Source organism: Psychrobacter sp. Ps4 (genome assembly GCF_022129285.1).
GTDB classification, from domain to species: Bacteria; Pseudomonadota; Gammaproteobacteria; order Pseudomonadales; family Moraxellaceae; genus Psychrobacter; species Psychrobacter immobilis_A.
The window spans coordinates 15457-36347 of sequence record NZ_JADQAK010000020.1 but is presented as its reverse complement, the minus strand read 5'-3'; the positions used below and the strand labels follow the sequence as shown (position 1 = coordinate 36347).

The 20891-nt window shown below is 43.2% G+C and carries 17 protein-coding genes; 6 read left to right on the top strand and 11 right to left on the bottom strand.

The genetic code is table 11. The annotated features are described in order from the left end of the window. Nucleotides 1–44 precede the first annotated feature (44 nt). The gene (gene ppk2 / locus I3252_RS11400; RefSeq protein ID WP_228139068.1) at nucleotides 45–1058 is read left to right on the top strand and encodes a polyphosphate kinase 2; all 1014 of its coding nucleotides are present in this window, start codon (nucleotides 45–47) and stop codon (nucleotides 1056–1058) included. A 300-nt stretch (nucleotides 1059–1358) separates the two neighbouring features. Here the strand turns inward: ppk2 and I3252_RS11395 are convergent, their stop codons facing one another. The 10 genes from I3252_RS11395 to rsmG form a co-directional block, all read right to left on the bottom strand. After that, entirely contained in the window at nucleotides 1359–1706 is a 348-nt protein-coding gene (locus I3252_RS11395; protein WP_238035268.1) for a PilZ domain-containing protein, read from the bottom strand. 55 nt (nucleotides 1707–1761) lie between these two features. Then, a complete protein-coding gene (locus tag I3252_RS11390; RefSeq protein ID WP_238035267.1) occupies nucleotides 1762–2898 on the bottom strand; it encodes a DNA polymerase III subunit delta' in 1137 nt (378 codons plus the stop codon). Between the two features lie 84 nt (nucleotides 2899–2982). Further along, entirely contained in the window at nucleotides 2983–3795 is an 813-nt protein-coding gene (kdsB, locus tag I3252_RS11385) for a 3-deoxy-manno-octulosonate cytidylyltransferase (RefSeq protein ID WP_238035266.1), read from the bottom strand. A 37-nt stretch (nucleotides 3796–3832) separates the two neighbouring features. Beyond that, entirely contained in the window at nucleotides 3833–4972 is a 1140-nt protein-coding gene (lpxK, locus tag I3252_RS11380) for a tetraacyldisaccharide 4'-kinase (RefSeq protein WP_045452135.1), read from the bottom strand. Nucleotides 4973–5057: 85 nt separating this feature from the next. Next, on the bottom strand, nucleotides 5058–6845 hold the full coding sequence (gene msbA / locus I3252_RS11375; protein WP_227678937.1) for a lipid A export permease/ATP-binding protein MsbA: 1788 nt from the start codon (nucleotides 6843–6845) through the stop codon (nucleotides 5058–5060). A gap of 94 nt (nucleotides 6846–6939) precedes the next feature. Further along, nucleotides 6940–7371 (bottom strand): biopolymer transporter ExbD, encoded by a 432-nt coding sequence (locus I3252_RS11370; RefSeq protein ID WP_025651795.1) that lies wholly within the window; start codon nucleotides 7369–7371, stop codon nucleotides 6940–6942. A gap of 100 nt (nucleotides 7372–7471) precedes the next feature. Beyond that, complete coding sequence (locus tag I3252_RS11365; protein WP_238035265.1) at nucleotides 7472–8206, bottom strand: MotA/TolQ/ExbB proton channel family protein; 735 nt, start codon at nucleotides 8204–8206, stop codon at nucleotides 7472–7474. Nucleotides 8207–8291: 85 nt separating this feature from the next. Then, a complete protein-coding gene (locus I3252_RS11360) occupies nucleotides 8292–9437 on the bottom strand; it encodes a ParB/RepB/Spo0J family partition protein (protein ID WP_238035264.1) in 1146 nt (381 codons plus the stop codon). Between the two features lie 153 nt (nucleotides 9438–9590). After that, complete coding sequence (locus I3252_RS11355) at nucleotides 9591–10370, bottom strand: ParA family protein (protein ID WP_045452132.1); 780 nt, start codon at nucleotides 10368–10370, stop codon at nucleotides 9591–9593. Nucleotides 10371–10595: 225 nt separating this feature from the next. Then, a complete protein-coding gene (gene rsmG, locus I3252_RS11350; RefSeq protein WP_201605650.1) occupies nucleotides 10596–11312 on the bottom strand; it encodes a 16S rRNA (guanine(527)-N(7))-methyltransferase RsmG in 717 nt (238 codons plus the stop codon). A gap of 372 nt (nucleotides 11313–11684) precedes the next feature. Between rsmG and I3252_RS11345 the strand changes: the two genes are divergently transcribed. From I3252_RS11345 to I3252_RS11335, 3 genes are all read left to right on the top strand, one after another. Beyond that, nucleotides 11685–14540, top strand: coding sequence for an ATP-binding protein (locus I3252_RS11345; RefSeq protein ID WP_201605652.1), 2856 nt, complete (start codon nucleotides 11685–11687; stop codon nucleotides 14538–14540). Between the two features lie 165 nt (nucleotides 14541–14705). Next, complete coding sequence (locus I3252_RS11340) at nucleotides 14706–15842, top strand: WYL domain-containing protein (RefSeq protein ID WP_201605653.1); 1137 nt, start codon at nucleotides 14706–14708, stop codon at nucleotides 15840–15842. 88 nt (nucleotides 15843–15930) lie between these two features. Continuing rightward, nucleotides 15931–16578, top strand: a complete 648-nt coding sequence (locus tag I3252_RS11335) for a TerD family protein (RefSeq protein WP_238035263.1) — start codon at nucleotides 15931–15933, stop codon at nucleotides 16576–16578. 113 nt (nucleotides 16579–16691) lie between these two features. On the opposite strand, the gene I3252_RS11330 is transcribed toward I3252_RS11335, so the two are convergent. Next, nucleotides 16692–17675, bottom strand: a complete 984-nt coding sequence (locus I3252_RS11330; RefSeq protein ID WP_087814355.1) for an ion transporter — start codon at nucleotides 17673–17675, stop codon at nucleotides 16692–16694. An 842-nt stretch (nucleotides 17676–18517) separates the two neighbouring features. Between I3252_RS11330 and I3252_RS11325 the strand changes: the two genes are divergently transcribed. Together I3252_RS11325 and I3252_RS11320 are read left to right on the top strand one after the other, a co-directional pair. Beyond that, on the top strand, nucleotides 18518–19159 hold the full coding sequence (locus tag I3252_RS11325) for an OmpW family outer membrane protein (protein WP_238035262.1): 642 nt from the start codon (nucleotides 18518–18520) through the stop codon (nucleotides 19157–19159). 363 nt (nucleotides 19160–19522) lie between these two features. After that, entirely contained in the window at nucleotides 19523–20854 is a 1332-nt protein-coding gene (locus I3252_RS11320; protein WP_238035261.1) for a tyrosine-type recombinase/integrase, read from the top strand. The last annotated feature ends 37 nt before the right edge of the window (nucleotides 20855–20891 follow it).

Here is a 20891-nt window from a genome sequence, read left to right as displayed (position 1 = left end):
GGATAACCAATAAAAATCATAACAACACTGATTAGGAGTTTTTTATGGGTAAAATACCTTCGTCCATCAATCCCAAATCCCTCACGCCACAAGAGCGTCAGGAACTTAGCTCACCTGAGCAACACAGTTTTATCGAGCGTATGGATAAGGAGGTTTTTAATGATCAGTTGCGGCGTAAAATGCACGAAGACCTCATCGATACTTATGATGAAGAGCTAGAAAACGAGATAGATGATTATGTGCGTGATTTTCGTTTTGATGGGCGCGAAATGAGTGAGCAAGAAAGACTTGATCGGCGTATGTACTTTCAAGAGTTGGTAAGGCTACAGCGCGAGCTTATTAAGTTGCAAGACTGGGTCGTTGATCGCGGTGAGCGTATCGTCGTCATATTTGAGGGTCGTGACTCAGCGGGTAAAGGTGGCGCTATCAAGCGTATCACGCAGCGCTTAAACCCTCGTGTGTGTCGAGTGGCTGCCCTACCTGCACCGACAGAACGTGAGCAATCACAATGGTATTTTCAGCGTTATGTCGCCCACTTGCCTGCTGCTGGTGAAATTGTTCTGTTTGACCGCAGTTGGTATAACCGTGTGGGGGTTGAGCGTGTGATGGGTTTTTGTACCGATGCACAGTATGAAGAATTTTTTCAGTCGGTGCCTGAGTTTGAACGTATGCTAGTACGCTCAGGTATTCGCTTGGTGAAGTATTGGTTTTCGATCACTGATGATGAGCAGCATTCACGCTTTATGAGCCGTATTCATGACCCGCTCAAGCAATGGAAGCTCTCAGCCATGGACTTACAGTCACGCCGCCGTTGGGAAGACTATACCAAGGCTAAAGAAACCATGTTTGAGCGAACGCATATTCCTGAGGCACCTTGGTGGGTGGTTGAAGGTAACAATAAAAAACGCGCAAGGCTAAACTGTATTGCTCATCTACTCGAACAAATTCCTTATAAGGAAGTGCCACGTGATGAGGTAGAATTACCCGATCGTAAACGTGATGACGAATACTACCGTGAGCCTATTCCAGATGATATGTATGTGCCACCGCGCTATTAAAAGATATGGTGGCTTTAATTAGGCTGTGTCCTCAGTTCAATCGATTGTCCTCTAAATTGGCTAAAAATGGCTGCATTTTGCCAAACATCGTCAAACAGCTTATTGATATCTCGATATTATTTGCATTGCCTTTATTGTTTGACGGCAATTTTTATTACCATTTTTAAAATGAAGACACGCCCTAGTCTTATGCTCATAAAAAAAGCCGCCTTATCGATATATAAGGTGGCTTTTTTTATACTGTTTATTTAATAATAGTCGTCTAATACTTATCAAAACCATTACAAGTACAATGAATAATTACATAGTATACGTGGACTGCAAACCATCTATTTTACCCGCCAATAATCGCTCAACTTCGTTTTTAATTCTTTGACCTGCAATATCAGTTCCAATCTGTACCGCAAAACCTGCCGGTCGGCTACCTTGCGTTTTGGCGTTAATCCAAACCACTTTGCCATTCATAGGCAAACGCTCGCTAAAATTGGGTAAAGTGATGGCGATAAATACCTCGTTACCTAGCTGCTGAGCGTCATTGGATGGCACAAATAATGCGCCATTACTGACAAAGGACAAATAGCTGGCATATAACATTTCGATATTTTCAATGTGGCAGGTTAATATCCCGCCGCGTCCTGGCATGGCCATAGTCAGCTTCCTTCATTAAGTTTGGTATTTTTATTTGCTATTGAGGCAGATTTTCTTATAAACAAGCCAATTCTTGCATTAGCTTATCATAGGCAAATTTTTCTTGCACATTTTGTTGCAGAGCGATTTTTGTCTGCTGTAAGCTAGTAGAAAAAAGTGCTATGCCATTATTATCAGGTGGATATTTTTCTAAGGCAGCGGATAGATTGACGTCTTTTTGAAGCGCATTAAGCCCTAAGCAAACACGGCGCATATCAAGTAGCATCAGCTCAGACAGCTGAATAAATTCTGTGATACTCAGTTGGTTTTGCCAATAGTCACTGGCTGCCACACTACTACGTTTACCGCTCCGCAATGCCTGCCACGTCGTCAACCATAGCGCACGTTTGCTATACCATGGCGCTTGTGCCATGGCTATCGCGGCCAAAGGTGCGCCATTTGCCAATTGAATAAGCTGCTCAATCGCAGCCGTTCCGACCGCTTCACGATTGACCGTAGAGCCAAGTGCCTGTGTCACATAGTCAACGGCGATTACAGGCTGAATGGTCTGTAATGGCAACTGCTGCACCCGACTTTTAATGGTGGGCAGTAGTTGTGCTGGAGTATCGCTGATCAAAAATAAATGGACTTTAGCTTGTGGTTCTTCCAAAGTTTTGAGTAGCGCGTTGGCCGCGGCAATCGTCATTTGCTCTGCATGGTCTAACACACAAATACGCATCCCTTGACCACCTTGGTAGATAAAAGGCTGCAAGTTACGGATATCATCCACTTTAATCTTAAGAGCACTATTATTGGCTGTTTTGGATGATTTTTTATCCTTTGCAGCGTTACTTAATTTCTCTTTATTATCAGCATTGTCTGCACTGATTGGCATACTGATCAGTGGCAATACCTGTAAGCTTGGATGCGTGCCAGACCTTAGCCATTGGCAACTTTCACACGCGCCGCAAGCCCCTGTGGGATGGCTATCACGCTCACGGCATAATAGCCAAGCGACCAAACGCCATACAAAAGCCCGCTTGCCCATACCCTGCATACCAGCAGCTAATAGCGCATGTGGCAAAGATTGCTGTGATGTCAAAACTCGCTTGGTCAATTGCGACCACAGATTTTGCTGCCATGGCAATAACGCGGCAAAATATATGTGGTCTGTAGTATCCATTGTGCCTGTATTTTGCGTCTTATCACTCATAGCTAACGTCCTATCACTTCGCTTGATTATTCAGGATATAGCGTGTTTATGACGCCTTAGATGAAATATTTTTGCTTAGGCTATTCATCCAATGGGGTTCTGAAATTCAGTCAAACTCATGGCATTTAAGCGGTCTAAATCTTCTTGGGTATCGACCCCTGCAGGTAGATGACAAGCGGCAACTGCAATAGCAATCTGCGCCCCACTTTCTAAAACGCGTAACTGCTCTAGGCTCTCAAGTGTCTCAAGTGGCGTTTGCGGCCAATACACAAACTGCTGTAATAAACGGACGCGATAAGCATATAACCCTAAATGACGATAAGCATTTTTTGGTGGGTTTCTATAATCATCATTGGACAATACGACATCACGATCACAAGGAATGGGCGCTCGGCTAAAATAAAGCGCACGTTGCAAGTCATTAGCGTGTTGACTGACAACCTTGACCACTGATGGACGCATAAAGGTCTTATAGTCGTCGATAGGCTCACACAAAGTCGCCATCACGCTATCACTGTCTGCGACCAAAAGCGCCTTTACCTGCTCCAATAATAACGGTGGCACTAACGGTTCATCGCCTTGCATGTTGACCACGATATCATGGTCAGCCCACCCTTTGATGGCGGCAACTTCTGCCAAACGGTCAGTGCCTGAAACATGCTCGCTACTGGTCATCACCACATCAAACCCTGCATCCATGCATATCTTGGCAATATCGTCATCATCCGTGGCAATACACATATCATCCGCGAAGTGCGCTGTTTGCGCCTTTTCAGCAACCCAAAGAATCATCGGCTTACCATGTATCTCTAGTAATGGCTTGCCGGGCAGCCGCGTGCTCTTAAAACGAGCAGGGATAACAATATGAGTTTTGGCGGGCATAATCACTGACGACATGGGGTTTCCTATAGCAATTTTTATACGGTTTAAAGCATCATCTATTATTTGCTTTGGTATTATTATTGGTACTGTTATCGTTTGCGATATCAATACCTAGCTTTTTTAGCTGCTGCTGCAGATTATCATAACAGCTGTCAGAGAGTTCGGCGGTTACTGGCAGTACCCATAGTCTGTTTATCAGCTCTTGATACTCATCATTTAACGCTTTATCAGTAGTGGCTTTCGATAGCAACGCTCTTATTTTTACCGCATCTTTACTGGTGACTACGATTGGATATTCGGTATACTGCAACAATTCCGCCAACTCAAAATCATAATGATCAGGATAAGCATGTCCAACGACATCGAAGCCTAGCGAACTTAAAGTATCAAAAAACCGCTGCGGATAACCAATACCGCTCACCGCATGCACTCTACAACCCTTTGTAGGCGCATCAATTTGAGAATAAGATAAAGTAGGTTGCCATAAGAGTTGCAGAGCATCCGCTTCTAAGTGCATTGTCAAACGATGGGCTCGGTACAGATTGCTATTATTTTTATTCTTGTCCACTGAATCTGTTGTTAGTGGTTCATGGTAGATGACAGTTGCACCCTGCAACCGCGACATGGGTTCACGTAAAAACCCTGTTGGCAAGAGCTGTTGATTACCAAAGCCCCGTGCTGAATCGACCACAATCCATTCAATGTCACGTTGCAGTGCATAATGCTGCAAGCCATCGTCGGCAATAATGAATTGCAAGTCAGGATGGGCAGCTAACAAGGTTATAATCGCTTGCTTACGATCAGGACATACTGCCATGGGTGCATTTGTCATATTGACAATCAAACAAGGCTCATCCCCTACCACGTTGGGCAAACTGGCGGCATCGACCAAAGCGGGCATTTGACTGGTGTCGCCACCGTAACCACGGCTAACAACCCCTACCTTTACTCCGCGTTCTTGTAGATAATCAACCAAGGCAATAATCAATGGTGTTTTGCCACTACCGCCCACGCTAATATTGCCGATCACCATAACGGGAACAGGCGCACGATAACTTGCTAACAGCCCAGCTTTATAAGCTTGACGACGCAGCGTGGTGATAAGTCCGTACAACCAACTAATAGGTAGCAATAGCCATAGCCAAGCGGCTTGACGTTGCCAGGCACGCGTCACTGTCGTTTCAATACTCATGATAATTGACCACTTACCTATTCAGTTAAACTTTAACTTAGCACGATTTGAACGTCAAAGCTGCTCAAAGAATAGTCCAATAATTTTATTCAAAGTCGCGTTCATACATTTGCGCATAATGACCTTGCAATTGCATAAGCTCATCGTGCGTGCCTAACTCGACGATTTGACCGCTGTCTAACACGGCGATACGATCGGCTGATTCAATAGTGGTCAGTCGATGTGCAATGACTAACGTGGTACGATCTTTCATCACATTATCAAGCGCTTGCTGAATGTAATACTCTGATTCATTGTCTAACGCACTGGTTGCTTCATCTAAAATTAAAATCGGCGCATCTTTTAATAGCGCACGAGCAATCGATAAGCGCTGACGCTGCCCGCCAGACAGCTGCAAACCTTCAGCACCAATTTCACTTTGATAGCCGTTTGGCATTTTCATAATAAAATCATGAGCAAAGGCATCTTTTGCGGCGCGCTCAACCTCAGCCTGGGTTTTATTGGCTAAGCCACCATAAGCAATATTGTTAAATACCGTGGTATTGAACAGAACTACTTGTTGATTGACCATCGCAATCTGCGCCCGTAAGCTCTCAAGTTTAATGTCTTCAATCGGTATACCATCCAAGGTAATTTGCCCAGAAGAGGTCGATAAGGTGCGCGTCAGTAAGTTTACTAAAGATGACTTACCAGCACCACTTCGCCCTACCAATGCAACCGTCTCACCCGCTCTTACATCTAACGTAAAGTCACGCAAAGCGACCGTTGAGTCAGGATAAATCAGGCTGACATTATCCAGCTTGATTTCGCCCGTCAAAGCAGGGCTAAGCACACCAGTGTCTGTTTCTTCTGGCTCATCTAACAAGGCAAAAATAGACTCACCTGCCGCGATACCTTTTTGCAGTTTTTGATTGATATCAGTCAATGAGCGTACCGGCTTGCTGAGCAAACCTGCAGCGGCGATATATGAGATAAACTCACCCGCTGAGATATTGTCTATCACCGATGGGCGTAGTGCGAGCCACACCACAACTGACATGGCTATAGCCATTAGCAGCTGTACTGCTGGCGTATTGATACTGTTGGTCACCACGACCTTCATGCCTTGGCGTAAGTTCTTTTTTGATGTTTTATCGAATCGTGCGGCTTCGTATGCTTGACCGCCATAGTTTTTGACAACCTGATAGCCACCAATCACTTCATTGGTAATATGGCTGACATCACCCATCGTCTCTTGAATACCCTTAGACAACTTTAGATAACGCTTTGAGGCGATGCGAATAAGCCACAATATTGGCGGTAGCACAACGAATAAAATCAACGTCAAACGCCAATTGCTATAAAGCAAGAAACCTATCAAGGCGACGACTGTCAGACCATCACGCAGTAGCGTCTTCATAGAGTCTGTACTAGCGGCGGTGACTTGCTCAACATCAAATATCAGCTTGGATGAAATGGTACCAGCAGGATTGGCTAAGTAAAAAGAGCTTGGCAGACGAAGCAATTTATTAAAGACTTCCACTCGCAGCTCATATACCAAATTACGTGAGACCAGAGCAGAATAATAATTACCCAAAAAGCTACCAACACCGCGAACAAAAAACAGACCAATGATTAATAATGGAAATAAATCCTGTTTGCTTTGATCGTTCTGATTAATGGCATCGGTGATATATTGAAGTAATTTGGCAATCCAAATCTCTGTCGCCGCATTAATCGCAAAGCCCAACACAGTAAGCATTAATGCCCACCAGTATGGTTTTAGATAACTCAGCAAACGCAGCAAGGTTTTATGCTTAGGTATGTTTGACGGCTCTGCTGATAGTTTTTTAGCAGCAGTTTTTGCAGAGTCAGGTTGATATGCTTGGCTCATAAAAGCCTCAATTTGGGGGTCATAACATGAATGGACTGCGTTAAAATCACAGTTTTATAAGAGCATCTATCAATGGCATTAAAGTAACTATAGGCTACTGCGGTAACGGCTGACCAAGTGGCACGACCGTACTGATATTAAGATTCAAAAATCCCAGTTTACCTGCAATGTCCATCACTCGCACAACCGATTGATGGGTGGCATTGGCATCCGCAGCAATAACAAATAGCATATCACGATTACTACCAGCTTCTTGTTGTAGCATACTGGTCAACTCTGCCTCATTGCTACTGGCAAGCGTAATACCGTTCACCAGATAACTGCCATCTTCTTGTACTGCCACTTCGATACTGTTTTTCTCTTCTGTCAGCGCAACACCTTCAGCTTCAGGAAGAATAATATTTAAACGACTAAAATGATTAAACGACGTTGCTAACAGTAAAAACACAATCAAAAACAACAAGCAGTCAATCATCGGGGTCAAGTTAATTTCGAGCGGCTCAACAGTCGGTTTTCTAAAGCGCATATCACTCTCTTTAATTTACTGAATACTCATGTGCTTGATGGATTATTAGGGCATGCTGAACAGTCACAGATACTAAGAAATAAATACTAAAAAATAAATGCTAAGAAGTCACGGCAACACCATTATTTGAGCTTAACCCATCCACTGCATATTCATTATCTACAATGTCATCCGATGGCGCACGATGTGCAGGCACATTCAAACCAGCAGTAGACGTATTTTCCAGCAAATGATAATCATACAACTCTTGAATCATGAGTCCCGCTTGCGTCTCAAACTGGGCATTAATATCGATAATACGGCGCTGAAAATAACGATAGGCAACCAGTGCTGGGATAGCCACGATCATACCAGCAGCAGTCGTAATCAACGCTTGTGACACACCAGCAGCAAGCATCGTTGGGTCTTGCATCGCCCCATCGGTAATCGCCAAAAACGACGAAATAATGCCTAACACCGTGCCTAACAACCCCAGTAGTGGCGCAATCGCCCCTATGGTCCCAAGCATATTGATGTTTTTTTCTAACTGATGCACTTGTACGCTAGCGCGGTTTTGCATATGCATCGTCATCGAGTCTAAGCCATATTGACGATACAGCAGCCCTGTCGCTAAAATATCTCCCAAAGGTGTTTTTTCTTTGACATTCATCAACTGTGTACGACCAATATCCCCATTCTCACGTAAGCGCGTGATTAGCTGTTCGCGCAATCTACTCGGAGCAACTTTATTAAACTGTAAGGTATGACTACGCTCGATGATGATAACCAATGCCAATATTGAGCACACCACGATAGGTGTCATCAACCAACCACCCGCTTTTACCAACTCCCACATATTGACTCTCTTTTATATTTTTATAAAAATAGCGGTTATCAAAATATCTTAAATTTACAGTATCATGACAAACTCGTTAGCGATATCAAGCCTGTGCTTCTATGTGCTTAATCAAAGCTGCTAACTGATCTTGGTTATGGAAAAATATCTCAACACTACCCTGACCATCTTTTTTGTGTTTGAGTTTGACTTCAGCCCCTAACATATCTGTCAGTCTTTGCGTCAAGCGCTCAACCTCACGAGATTGCGTTTGCTCAGCACGATTGGCTTTAGGCGCAGGCTGCAAGATCGATTTAACCAACTTTTCAGCGTCGCGTACCGTCATACCACCGTCGATAATTTTTTGCGCGATAATCGGCTGCTGCTCAGAGGATAATGCCAAGAGCGTGCGCGCATGACCCATATCTAGGGCACTATTTGCTAAATGATCTTTGACGGTATCATGCAGTTGATTGAGACGCAGCAGGTTTGATACGGTGGTGCGTGCCTTGCCAACGACTTCGGCAATCATCGCATGACTCATACCAAATTCAGTATGAAAGCGTTGTAATGCAGCGGCCTGTTCAATCACGGACAAGTCCTCACGCTGGATATTTTCAATCAAGGCCAGTGCGATAGCAAGCTCATCAGATAAAGCACGTTCAATCGCTGGAATAACGGCTTTACCTGCCATTTTTGCTGCACGCCAGCGGCGCTCGCCAGCAATGATCTCATGGGTAACGAATGCTTCACTCTTGTCTTCATTGGCCAATAACGGACGGATAACGATCGGTTGCATGACACCGTGCTGCTCAATCGAAGACGCCAGCTCTGCAAGCGCCGTTTCACTCATATCACGGCGTGGCTGATACTTACCCGCTTGCAAACGCGTGACATCTATTTGCACTAAACTGATCTGGTCTTCAGAGGCAATGGCATCTGTTCCATTAACACGACTTTTATTAGCCGTACCTTTATTTATCGTGCGCGGCGACCGTGTGGTTCGACTGCTGGCAGTGGTGTCAGAGGCAATAGGTTTGGTCGTTGGTTTTTCACTGGTCTTTTTATTATCAGATTGAGCAGGCGTGCTAATATCTAACCTATCAGCGTTAAGCGTTTCAGCTGGCAAAGTACTTTCACGCGCCGCCATATCGTCTTGCAAGGCAGAGGCGGTGATTTGCTTTTCTTTTTTGATTGACCCCAATAAGGCATCTAAGCCTCGATTGGCAGCCAACCCTCTTTTCTTCGCCATGATTACCTATCCTCTAACGCTAAAATAAAAGCCAAATAATTATTAATACAGCTTACTCATTACTTATAAATACAATATTCAATGCTCGATATCTGTTTGCACGCTTGTGCTTACAATCTATCATTGGTGCTAAAAAACATGCATACATGCATATTAGTCACTTTGTTTCATGACTTCAGCCGCCAATTTTTGATAAGCGCGCGCACCTTTTGACCATCTCTCATAAGCGATAACTGGCAAACCGTGCGCTGGCGCTTCTGCCAAGCGAATATTTCTTGGAATATGGGTCTTATACATAATATCGCCAAAGTGCGCTTCCAGCTCGGCAGACACGTCGCGAGCCAGTGTATTGCGTGCATCAAATAATGTTCTCACCACACCGCGGATATATAGCTTTGGATTCAGCTCCGTTAAACGCTCTATTGTCTGCGACAAATCAGCCAATCCTTCTAATGCATAGTATTCACACTGCATCGGAATAATGACGCTATCTGTAGCAACTAACGCATTAATCGTCAGCAAATTCAAACTGGGTGCGCAGTCTATAACCACATAGTCATAAGCCGGTTTTTTAGCAGCTATCTGATCATTAACCAAAGCCACCATTGCTGTTTTAAACAGCTCATGACTATTGGTCTTATTCATTAGGGTGATATCCATGCCAGCCAAATCACGATTGGCACCGATCACATCAAACCCTGCTGGACTGGTAACAATAGCATCAGACAGCGACACGCCATCCAATAATACGTCCGCTATCGTCAGTGCTAATTCATTCTTATCGACACCCGTACCACTGGTCGCATTACCCTGTGGGTCTAAGTCAATCAGCAGTACATGCTTGCGCTTCGCAGCCAAGCTGGCGGTCAAATTTACTGCCGTCGTGGTTTTGCCCACGCCGCCTTTTTGATTCGCAATTGCTATGATTTCCATACACTCACTCAATTTAATTAGGGTCTATTACTGTTATTTTACTTTTGGCTTACACAATCAATTTTTCGCTAAACTTTGCATAGCATCATACTCATAAGTGTAAACAGTACGAGTATCTCTATACAATTAGCACTATCTGTATCACCATATTTTGAATATCTTGCCATTCAGATATCAACAAAATCATGTGTCACTGACACGTATCACTTAAAAGGTGTTCATAGCTTAGACATTTTTATAGGACAATTCAATTAAATGACGACTATCATGTAAACGAGGCACTTTAAGCTTAATCGTCTTAATATGCCAGTCATTGTCTAGTACTTGTAGTTCTTTATCGCTTGGCGCTTTGCCTTTCATCGCGCATAGGTAACCGTTATCTGCTAAGCGCGGCTGAGCCACTTCGACAAAATCGATCAAACTGGCAAAGGCTCTAGAAGTCACAACGTCATAGCTGGCTTCATGCGCCTCGATACGAGAAGCAATTGGCTGCATATTATTCAAGCCAAGCTCACTGCTGATTTGCTTAATAAAACGAATTTTTTTCTGATTACTATCAAGTGCGGTGCATTGACGCTCTGGCTGACAAATCGCAATGATAACCGCTGGCATCCCTGCTCCTGTGCCAATATCTAACAGTGACCCTGACGGTAAATGCGTTATAATAGCCAAACAATCGATTATATGTTTGATCAATGCCTCTTCTGGATCAGTGATGGCGGTCAGATTATACGCTTTATTCCACAACAAAAGCTGGTCTAAGTACAATAATAATGTGCGCTGCTGTGTCTCACTCAAGGATAACTTGAGCTCATTGACCGCTTGTGCCAAGGTATTCGCCAGCGCTGGCAGCTGTGCGCCAAGCTTTACAAAGCCAGTCGGATCAATACGGATATTGCCCGTGTTAGCAGAGGATGAAGATGTTTTAGTAAAGTCTGACATACAACGAGTTATCCAGTTTTGACATGTGAACCGTCTATTTTATCATGCAGTCTGCCCATTGAATAGTTGCAGATTGCGCCAATGTGAGACATCTTATACTATCTGAGCCTATATTGAGGCGTTATTGTTCTTTAATCGCGTTAAATGGATGATGAATGATTGCTTATATAGGCGTTTTTAACAGAGCCTGCTAATGATACAAAACTGCTTTTAATGATTTATTTAAAATACCGTTTTATCTTGTAAGATGTTTTTATGAACGATGCAAATTAACTAGAAAAAACCAAGTATTAGCACTCATTAGTAAACTTAATAACACTTAATAGCACTTAATACCTACGCCACTTTCTACAAACGATATAATTTATACCTATGACCAAACAGCCACACATCCCTACCTCTCAATTATCAAGAGACGCTAATAAAAAAGACGCTAATAATATGGCAACACCCATCATTGAATTAAAAAGTACCAAATCAGCAACACCGAATACACCGCATCCATGCTTTATTGATATCAAGCAGCGCTGCCTTGTCACCGCTGAGCAACTAAAACGCTATAGCGACCCTGATGAATTGCCCTCGGATACCCGTACGGCACCAGATCTAGATGTTGGCTTTGGTCAGCAGCGTGCCCTAAAAGCCTTACAAACAGCTTTGGATATCAAAGCCAGTGGCTATCATGTGTTTGCTGCTGGTGAAAATGGCTTGGGCAAACGCACCGTCATCAGCCGCTTGCTAACGCGCATTGCCGCCGATGCCCCCACACCTGACGACTGGGTATATGTGCATAATTTCACCGATCCACGTACCCCTTTAGCGCTGCGACTACCTGCGGGGCAAGCCTCCTTATTGCAGCAGCAAGTCAATCAATTATGGCAACAAGCCAAAAAACGATTGAGCCAACGCTTTCGTAGTGACCAATATCAAAGCAAAATCGAAGCCATCAAAAATGACACACATCAAAAAGAAAGTCAGGCTTATGATGTGCTCAATGCGGAAGGCAAACAATATGATTTGGCGTTGACGTTTCGCTCCTTTGATAATAAAGCGGTGTTTGTACATCCCAGTCAACTCGCGACAGAAACTAGTGGTGGTGAGGATAAATTATCTGCTAGCCATAAAAATAAATCCGTGAGCGATAATAGTAGCAAAGCGAGCATTTCTAACACCGAGTATAACGATCCTACGAATGCAGAGCAGAATGAAAACAATACTGAATACGGCAATAGTGAATACGAAGCTGAGCTAAATAACTTTGTCCAAAAAAACCATATGCAAAAACGCTTAAGTCAGTTGACCATCGCGTTAGAGCAGTTAGAAGACGAAGCCAATGATGCGATAGAAGCCCTGCATCGCAATATTGCACGTCGTGCACTACAACCTTTATTTGCCCCTGTTTATGAGCAATTTGCCAGTCACCCGCTTGTCATTGATTATCTCAAGACCGTATTTGCCGACATGGTTACGCATGTCGAGCGCATCGTCAATGGCGATGACGAAGAATTTGTGACAGCAGTTTTGGCCACAACCCCAAGTCGCTATGCGGTCAACGTCATTGTCAGTCACACGCCGGACGACGGTGCACCTGTCATCTTTGAGGACTTACCGACGCACTTGAACTTGTTGGGTCATGTCGAGCAAATCACTCAATTGGGCACGGTCACCACTGATGTCAGTATGATTCGAGCAGGTGCTCTACACCGTGCCAATGGTGGGTATTTACTATTAGAAGCGAGTCACTTACTTGAGCATCCCTATGCTTGGCAGGGTCTCAAGCGGGCGTTACAATCACGCAAAATCAAACTCTCAAGCCTTGAACAAATGCTGACCTTAACAGGCAGCTTATCGTTAGCACCTGCCCCCATTGACCTTGATGTTAAAGTGATTTTGCTTGGTGAAGCAGACTTATATTATGAGCTGTTAGAGCTTGAGCCTGAGTTTGATGCGGTCTTTAAAGTACGTGCGGATTTTCACGATGATGTGCCTCGCAGCAGTGAGCACGAATTGGCGTTAGTCGCAAAAATGGCTGATATCATTGACTATGCCAATCTCTATCCGTTTGATCGTAGCGCGCAAGCTGCCCTACTTGAGCATTTAAGCTTACAAGCAGAAGACCAAGACCGCTTAAGCTTGCACAGTGATTTATTAATCAAGCTATTGCATGAGTCTAACCGCCACGCGCATTTAAGCGGAAAAAACATTGTCAATGCCTATCATGTCACACAAGCCATCGATGATATGGACGAGCGTTCAGGATACCTGCGTGACCTCTATTGGGATGAGCTAAAAAACGGTCAGCAGCTTATTCAAACTCAAGGCAGCGCTGTCGGACAAGTCAATGCGCTGACAGTGGTCAGTTATGCCGATAGCGAGTTTGGTATGCCCGCCCGCCTGACTGCCGTCATTCAACCAAATATTGGTACGGGTGAAATTCTCGATATCGAGCGTGACGTGGATTTGGGCGGTAGTTTACACGCCAAAGGCATGCTGATTATGACCAGCTATTTGCGCGCATTATTCAGCCAACATCATGCGCTCAACTTTAGCGCCTCGCTCGCTTTTGAACAAAGCTACGCCCATATCGATGGCGATAGTGCTACCGTCAGCGAAGGCTGTGCGCTGCTATCTGCCTTAGCAAACGTCCCGATTGATCAATCATTTGCCATTACTGGCTCTATGAACCAATTGGGCGAAGTGCAAGCGGTTGGCGGTATCAACTCTAAAATCGCCGGATTCTTTGATGCATGCCGCGAGCAAGAATTGACTGGGCAGCAAGGCGTGGTCATTCCAATGGCCAATGTCAAACAGCTCATGCTGCGTGACGACATCATTGCTGCCGTCAAAGCGAACGAATTTCATATTTATGGTGTCTATACACTGAGCGAAGCATTGACGCTGATGACTGGTTTGCCTATCGATACCATGAACAAGAAAGGTCGCTATCGTAAAGACACGTTGTTTGGCAAAGTTTTAAGTCGTCTGATGTTATGGGATGAAAATCAAGATAACAATGACGATGGTATTGATGATAAAAAGTCCAAAAAGAAAGATAAAAAAAAGCAAAAAGCAAAACGTCAAAAAAAACGGGACAAGAGAAAAAAAGAAAAATGTAAAGACAAGGCGGAGCACAAAGAAGTCATTATCAATGAGGATCAAGGCATCGACAAAAGCATCAATCAAGGTATCGATAACAATGACACTAAAACACCCATTGACGCCATATAAGCTGATTTATAGTGAAATTTAGCCGTGTCAAAACCAATCAATAAATCAGTGTGCTAATTGAAGACATGCCCTAGACGCTATGATGCTTTTCTGCGATGATGAATGGTTAATACTCCGCTAAGCTATACAAAAGCCAACTCGTAATTTCATAAAGGTTATCGCTTAATGACTGTACATTCTACTGACGCCGACCACTCTCATGCTCAAACGAACTCTGTTGAGCAAGATAATACTGTAGCGGCAGCGGACAGTCATGTCTCAGGAGATAGCCACGTCTCAGGAGATAATAACGATAATCGCCATGGCGCGGCGACGACGGCGCGCCAGTGGCAAGTGCTATCGCAACTACAGCGCAACCGCTGGGTGGGCACAACCCATATCTACGAGCAGCTGATGATGGCAGGCTTTGACATCAGCTTGCGCACTGTTCAACGCGACTTAAATGCGCTGGCAAAACGCTTTCCGATAGAAAAAAATAACGCCAACCCACAAGGCTGGCGCTGGCGTGATGATGCACCACTCCAAAGCTTACCGCACATGAATCTATCGCAAGCAGTCGCCTTTAATATGGTTGAAGCCAATCTAACTCAGCTACTACCACCTGTTATTTTAGATGAATTATTTCCATGGTTTGACTTGGCAAGGCGGCAGCTAAAAAACAGTAAAGTCACCCATTCATGGATCGACAGAGTGCGTATTGAGCCTGCCACTCAGCCACTAATCGCGCCGCATATTGACTTGGATAGCAAAGACAATATTTACCATGCGCTGTTTTATCAATTACAAATCAAAGCCTGCTATACCCGCAGCGATAAATCACAGGCCAGTGAATATCTTTTGAATCCCATCGCTATTATCCAGCGCGGTGTGATTATTTATCTGCTGGCAACTCGTACTGATGATCCAAACTTTACCATTCGTACCTTTGCCCTACATCGATTTGCTAGCGTTGACATTCTCGAAAGCGCCGCACAAACACCTGAGAGTTTCCAACTCGATACTTATTTGGATGCGGGTGGTATGGGCTTTAGCCACCCCTTATTCGGTGATCTGCCTAATCATGGCAAAAACACTGCTATTGAGCTACAATTCACCAAACAAGCGGGCAAAAGCCTGACTGAAAGCAAGCTCAGTGACGATCAAACTGTTACGTTGGATGATGACACGCTGACCATTCAAGCCACTGTCAACCTAACTTCACAACTGGTTTGGTGGTTACGTGGTTTTGGCAATGGTTTATTGAATGCCAAACCAGAATTGTTACATCAAGCCGTATTGGATAAGTTTTTTGATCATAAATAATAACTGCGGGTAATGACGCTCAAATTTAACCGTATTCAGACGATTACCACTGTTTGAAAATAAAGAACGAAAATAGATAAGGAATGTTATGCCGACCACTGCCTCATTGCCATTACTGTCAGACAGTTTAAGAGGACTGGGCTTAGACGCGGGAACCTTATTTTTTGCGCTAAACTATGAATTTACCAAGATTGAGCCAAAAGGCATGTTTAAGCGCTTTAAAAAAAACCAGAGTGCTATTGATATTGATTTGGCTTGCGTACTATATGACGACAATTGCACCATCAGTGATATCGTTTGGTTCAAACAATTGCGCGATAAAGCGGAATCAGTGAAACATCAAGGCGACAGTCTCAATGGCAAAGATCGCGGCGAACAAGCGATGTATTTGGCACCTCTTGACCAAGAGCAAATCAGGCTTTACTTAGATAAAATTCCAGCACATATCACCCACATTGCTATGATAGCCAACTCTTACCACGGTCATCCGTTTTCAAGAGTCAAAAAAGGCGAGATTCATCTAAGTGATGATGAGGGCAATCGATGTTTTGAAGTCAATCTAAAGCAACTGCCACGTGATTGTACGACTCTGTGGGTGGCACATTTACGCCGAGAAGTGGATGATTGGCATCTCACATTGCAAAACTTACCCCTTTCTGCCGAAGATTTAGCAACGGCGGCGCAGCAAGTCGCCCATGAATTGGCACGTGCGCTACCCATTCCACAAGCTATCTAAATACCATAAAATATCCGTTTATTGCTAATAAAAAGGGTGCAACGTTCTGATAACGTTGCACCCTTTTTTTAAACACCCATTTTTTAAAACCTAAAGTAACCACTATAAAAGACTTACAGTGGCTCACCGCAATGTGGGCAAAAATTCTTTTGTCGTTCTTCCACTTCTCTTTCGCGGCGCTCAAGCTCTTGTTCGCGTAATACCTGTAATACGATATTTTGCGCCTGCTCTTTATCCAGTCCCAGCTCACGGCGAATTTTATCGATCATCATCTGATTTTTCACCAAATCAAAATCACTGTCAATCAACTGCGCTCGAAAGTCCTGTTCAAGCTCTTCACGGCGCTGAGCAAGCTCATTTGCCAAACCAGTCGCTAAAATACCTGCAGGTAATGCCGCCAGACCCACACCTAATATGGTAATAACCGCACCCAATATTTTACCCGCATTGGTAATCGGCGTAACATCACCATAGCCCACCGTCGTTAGCGTCACCACCGCCCACCACATCGCTTTAGGTATCGACTCAAACTCTTCTGGCTGGGCGTGGTTTTCAACCAAGTAAATGCCGCTAGATGCCGTCACAATCATAATTATTAAAATAAAAATAACCGCTTGGAACGAGCCTTTTTCTTTGCTGATGACCACCAATAAGATGCGTAACGAAGCAAAATAGCGTGTCAGTTTGAGAATTCGGAATAAACGTAAAATACGTAAGAAGCGTAAATCAATCGTAACAAAGAAATTCAAGAAAGCTGGCGCAATAGCGACTAAATCAATCAACGCAGAAGGACTTTTCAACCACTCCCAACGCTGACGCCAAGTGGTGTCATCTGGTTTTTCCTCGGCCACACTCCACAAACGCAGCAAATACTCAATAGAAAATACCACGATAGAGAAATTTTCAAACCAAGTAAAATACTCCTGATAAGGGTAATACCAACTATCAACCGACTCAGCAATGACCGCTGCTACATTGGTCATGATTAAAAATATTAAAAAGTAGTCAACGCAACGGCTAAACAGCGTATCGTGCTCATCATTTTGCAGAATATCGTAAACGAAAAGACGCAAGCGCCGTATAGATTGGAATAGCATGCCGTCCCTATGCGGTGAAACACCGGTCTTATATTAATATAATAAAGCAGTCATCACAGAATATGACATTAATGCTCGGTCACCATCAGTATTTCATACCCATCACTACTTGACGATATAGTGCTCTTAGAATATTACTAGTGATAGGACTGTCTTATTTAGTATGAATCATGATCGGTGATTATACTAAATTTAAATAGTACATGTAGGCAAACAAAATTAGCACCAGCACAATGGCGATGATAGCGAAGCGTAAGAATCGTTCGTCAGCACGTAATTGCTCACTGATATCCTGAGCAGGCAGCAAAAATAAGTTGCATTCAGGACAGCAAGAGTCCATCCGATCCAATATCGTTACAGAACGTGCGTTTGTGCAGCGTAGAGGAGAATTACTACAATAGCCAAGCATAATATATTACCCCTCTTTTCCCACTCTCGTTATTCATTCGAAAAGTAATGAGACTATCATTACCGACTCTAAGCTTTTGACATTTTAATATTCTAAAAATATCAGTGAGAGTTTAGCATCATTGACTATAGCCCAAACTCTAACTCATTATCTCTGTGTAACATTGATATGACAGAATCTAAGTCCTGCCTCACAAATGCTAACTGTCCTAAGTAATGTTTAATTACCTCAACAAATATACCTTTTACGGTAAATTTATGCCATAAAAGCCATTAAAATGCGTTTAAAACCTTACAGTAAATATGGTTTTGTATTATAATGGCGTTGTAATGTTACAGATTAATCAATAATCATAACATTGTGTATCGGTACCTAATGTCATCCCTCGTTAGATAGCCACCGATAATCTTCTATCACGTTAAGGAATCAAATGATGAAACTACAATCCCTAGTTTTAGCCACTGCTACTGCACTTACTATGACCACAGCATTTGCTGTACCAGCTGGTACTTGGTCTGTCGCTGCTGGCGCTCACATGGTTGACCCAAAGAGCGATAACGGTACACTGGCAGATGGCACTATTGGTGTCGACGTAGACAGTGATGTCCAACCAACCATTAGCGGCGAATATTTCGTTGCCAATAACATTGGTATTGAATTACTAGCGGCTACACCATTCCATCATGACATTACCTTAACTGCTGGCGATGCTACTATCGATGCTAAAACTCAGCATTTACCACCGACTCTATCGGTACAATATCACTTCGATGGCTACAACATGCCTATGAATGTGAAACCATTTGTTGGTGTTGGTGTGAACTATACGACTTTCTTTAAAGAAAAAATCTATAGCGATGCTTTCGAAAAATTAGAACTTGATGATAGCGTTGGCGTTGCGGGTCACATCGGTCTTGACATACCTTTTGCCCCAACTGAATACTTCCGTATTGATGCTCGCTATATGGACATCAAAACAGACGCCAGCGTAAAAGCTAATGGTGAGACCATTGAACTTGGTGAAGTTGACATCAGCCCTTGGGTGTATGGCGTTGCTTTTGTTAAGACTTTCTAATATAACATAAAGTAATGTGAATAAAAAAAGCTGGTTTAATCGCCGGCTTTTTTGTGCTTAAAGTTTAAGCGGCAATGATTATAGATAAAAAGATTATAGATAAAAAGATTATAGATAAAAACGATTGTGCTAAAGTCATTAACCGCTAAAAATCTGGCAACCATGGGGTATCAAATTTTAAGCATAAAAAAAAGACCATCCTAAGATGGCGTCTTTTGATAAAGCCTGATAAAACCTGATAAGCTCAAATCCTTTATTTTACATGCCTTTAGTGCTAACATGTCACTTGTGATAACGCTAGTGCAAGTGTGAAAAAGCCAATTAAACGGCTACCAAAATGGCTACCAGTTTGCAGGTGATAAGATGACAATCAAAATAGACTTAACAACCGACACCCAAATCAAACGGGCAATCAAAGACACTATCAAAGCTGGCAAGACTATCAGTTATCCTATAGCTGGTTATAAAGGCTTAGAGATACGCATAAGACCACATAAAGATAGCTCAGATGCTACAGCCGATTTTAGACACCGTTACACACACCCCATCACAAGCAAACGCCCTTACATGACACTAGGACAATACCCAGCGTTAAGCCTTGCCGATGCCCGTCAATATCACAGCGATAACATGCAACTGTTAGCCAAAGACATAGACCCAATAGAGCATAGAGCCGATACCAAGCAAAAAGACATAACAGACCGCCAAAATACCTTAAATCATTTCATCAATGAATGGTTAGAAGTACAGCACAGCAAAAACTTATCACCGTCTAGTATCAAAAACATTAACATTGCAATAAAGCCTATCCAGCAACAGCTCGGACATATGAAAGTGACAGATATTAGCCCTAGTATTGTCATCAAGTTTGTTAAAGAAATACAAAAAACATATTCATATAAGGGCTTGCAGGTCAAAAGCATATTAAAAAGTATTCTACAGATTGCTAAGGCTCATATGATTATTGAGTACAACCCAGCCAGCGACCTACAAGGAACACTTATTAATCACAAAGTAAAACATCATGCAGCACTAACAGACCCTAAAGAATTTGCAGAACTGCTAAAAGATATTGACCGCTTAGACCATACAAGCCAGTTACATAATAAGCGCATATTGCAGCTATTAGCATTAACGTTTGTTCGAGTTGGTGACATGTGTGCTATGAGGTGGGCAGATATTAACTGGTTTAAAAAACAATGGGAACTTAAGCCACAGAAAGCAGGTAACAGGGCCGACATGGTAGCCAGTATCGTTATACCACTAGCACCGCAAGCCATTGCCATATTAGAGCAGATGAAGCCGCTTACAGGTGATAGCGAATATGTATTTCATAACCCTAGACGCAAAAAAGAGCCTTATCACCATACGCAAGCAATCAACAAAGTATTGAATAGTGATCTAATGAATAACGGACAAGGCTATAAAGATATTCACAGCCCACATGGCTTTAGAAGTAGCGCCAAAACTATGCTAATGGAGCGACTAGGCTATGATGAATTGATAACCGAACTAGCACTAGGCCACCGTATGCTTAACGCTTATGGCACTGCATACAATCGCATGACAGGCTTAGAACAAAGGGCAGATATGATGACAGCATGGGCCAACTACTTAGACGATATTAAGGCTGGCAAGTTTGATAATGTCATTCATGCAGACTTTAAAAAAGCAGATCAACAAAAACATGGTTAATAACCATTAAACCGAATTGCAAGGCTAGGACTAATTA

What these genes read in the sequence shown, in the direction of transcription:
- I3252_RS11330 (WP_087814355.1), bottom strand. Translation starts at nt 17,675, where the DNA reads ATGCTATTCCAATCTATACGGCGCTTGCGTCTTTTCGTTTACGATATT.
- I3252_RS11355 (WP_045452132.1), bottom strand. Translation starts at nt 10,370, where the DNA reads ATGGAAATCATAGCAATTGCGAATCAAAAAGGCGGCGTGGGCAAAACC.
- I3252_RS11390 (WP_238035267.1), bottom strand. Translation starts at nt 2,898, where the DNA reads ATGAGTGATAAGACGCAAAATACAGGCACAATGGATACTACAGACCAC.
- I3252_RS11325 (WP_238035262.1), top strand. Translation starts at nt 18,518, where the DNA reads ATGAAACTACAATCCCTAGTTTTAGCCACTGCTACTGCACTTACTATG.
- lpxK (WP_045452135.1), bottom strand. Translation starts at nt 4,972, where the DNA reads ATGAGTATTGAAACGACAGTGACGCGTGCCTGGCAACGTCAAGCCGCT.
- I3252_RS11370 (WP_025651795.1), bottom strand. Translation starts at nt 7,371, where the DNA reads ATGCGCTTTAGAAAACCGACTGTTGAGCCGCTCGAAATTAACTTGACC.
- I3252_RS11320 (WP_238035261.1), top strand. Translation starts at nt 19,523, where the DNA reads ATGACAATCAAAATAGACTTAACAACCGACACCCAAATCAAACGGGCA.
- I3252_RS11345 (WP_201605652.1), top strand. Translation starts at nt 11,685, where the DNA reads ATGACCAAACAGCCACACATCCCTACCTCTCAATTATCAAGAGACGCT.
- I3252_RS11395 (WP_238035268.1), bottom strand. Translation starts at nt 1,706, where the DNA reads ATGGCCATGCCAGGACGCGGCGGGATATTAACCTGCCACATTGAAAAT.
- kdsB (WP_238035266.1), bottom strand. Translation starts at nt 3,795, where the DNA reads ATGTCGTCAGTGATTATGCCCGCCAAAACTCATATTGTTATCCCTGCT.
- I3252_RS11365 (WP_238035265.1), bottom strand. Translation starts at nt 8,206, where the DNA reads ATGTGGGAGTTGGTAAAAGCGGGTGGTTGGTTGATGACACCTATCGTG.
- I3252_RS11335 (WP_238035263.1), top strand. Translation starts at nt 15,931, where the DNA reads ATGCCGACCACTGCCTCATTGCCATTACTGTCAGACAGTTTAAGAGGA.
- rsmG (WP_201605650.1), bottom strand. Translation starts at nt 11,312, where the DNA reads ATGTCAGACTTTACTAAAACATCTTCATCCTCTGCTAACACGGGCAAT.
- I3252_RS11340 (WP_201605653.1), top strand. Translation starts at nt 14,706, where the DNA reads ATGACTGTACATTCTACTGACGCCGACCACTCTCATGCTCAAACGAAC.
- I3252_RS11360 (WP_238035264.1), bottom strand. Translation starts at nt 9,437, where the DNA reads ATGGCGAAGAAAAGAGGGTTGGCTGCCAATCGAGGCTTAGATGCCTTA.
- ppk2 (WP_228139068.1), top strand. Translation starts at nt 45, where the DNA reads ATGGGTAAAATACCTTCGTCCATCAATCCCAAATCCCTCACGCCACAA.
- msbA (WP_227678937.1), bottom strand. Translation starts at nt 6,845, where the DNA reads ATGAGCCAAGCATATCAACCTGACTCTGCAAAAACTGCTGCTAAAAAA.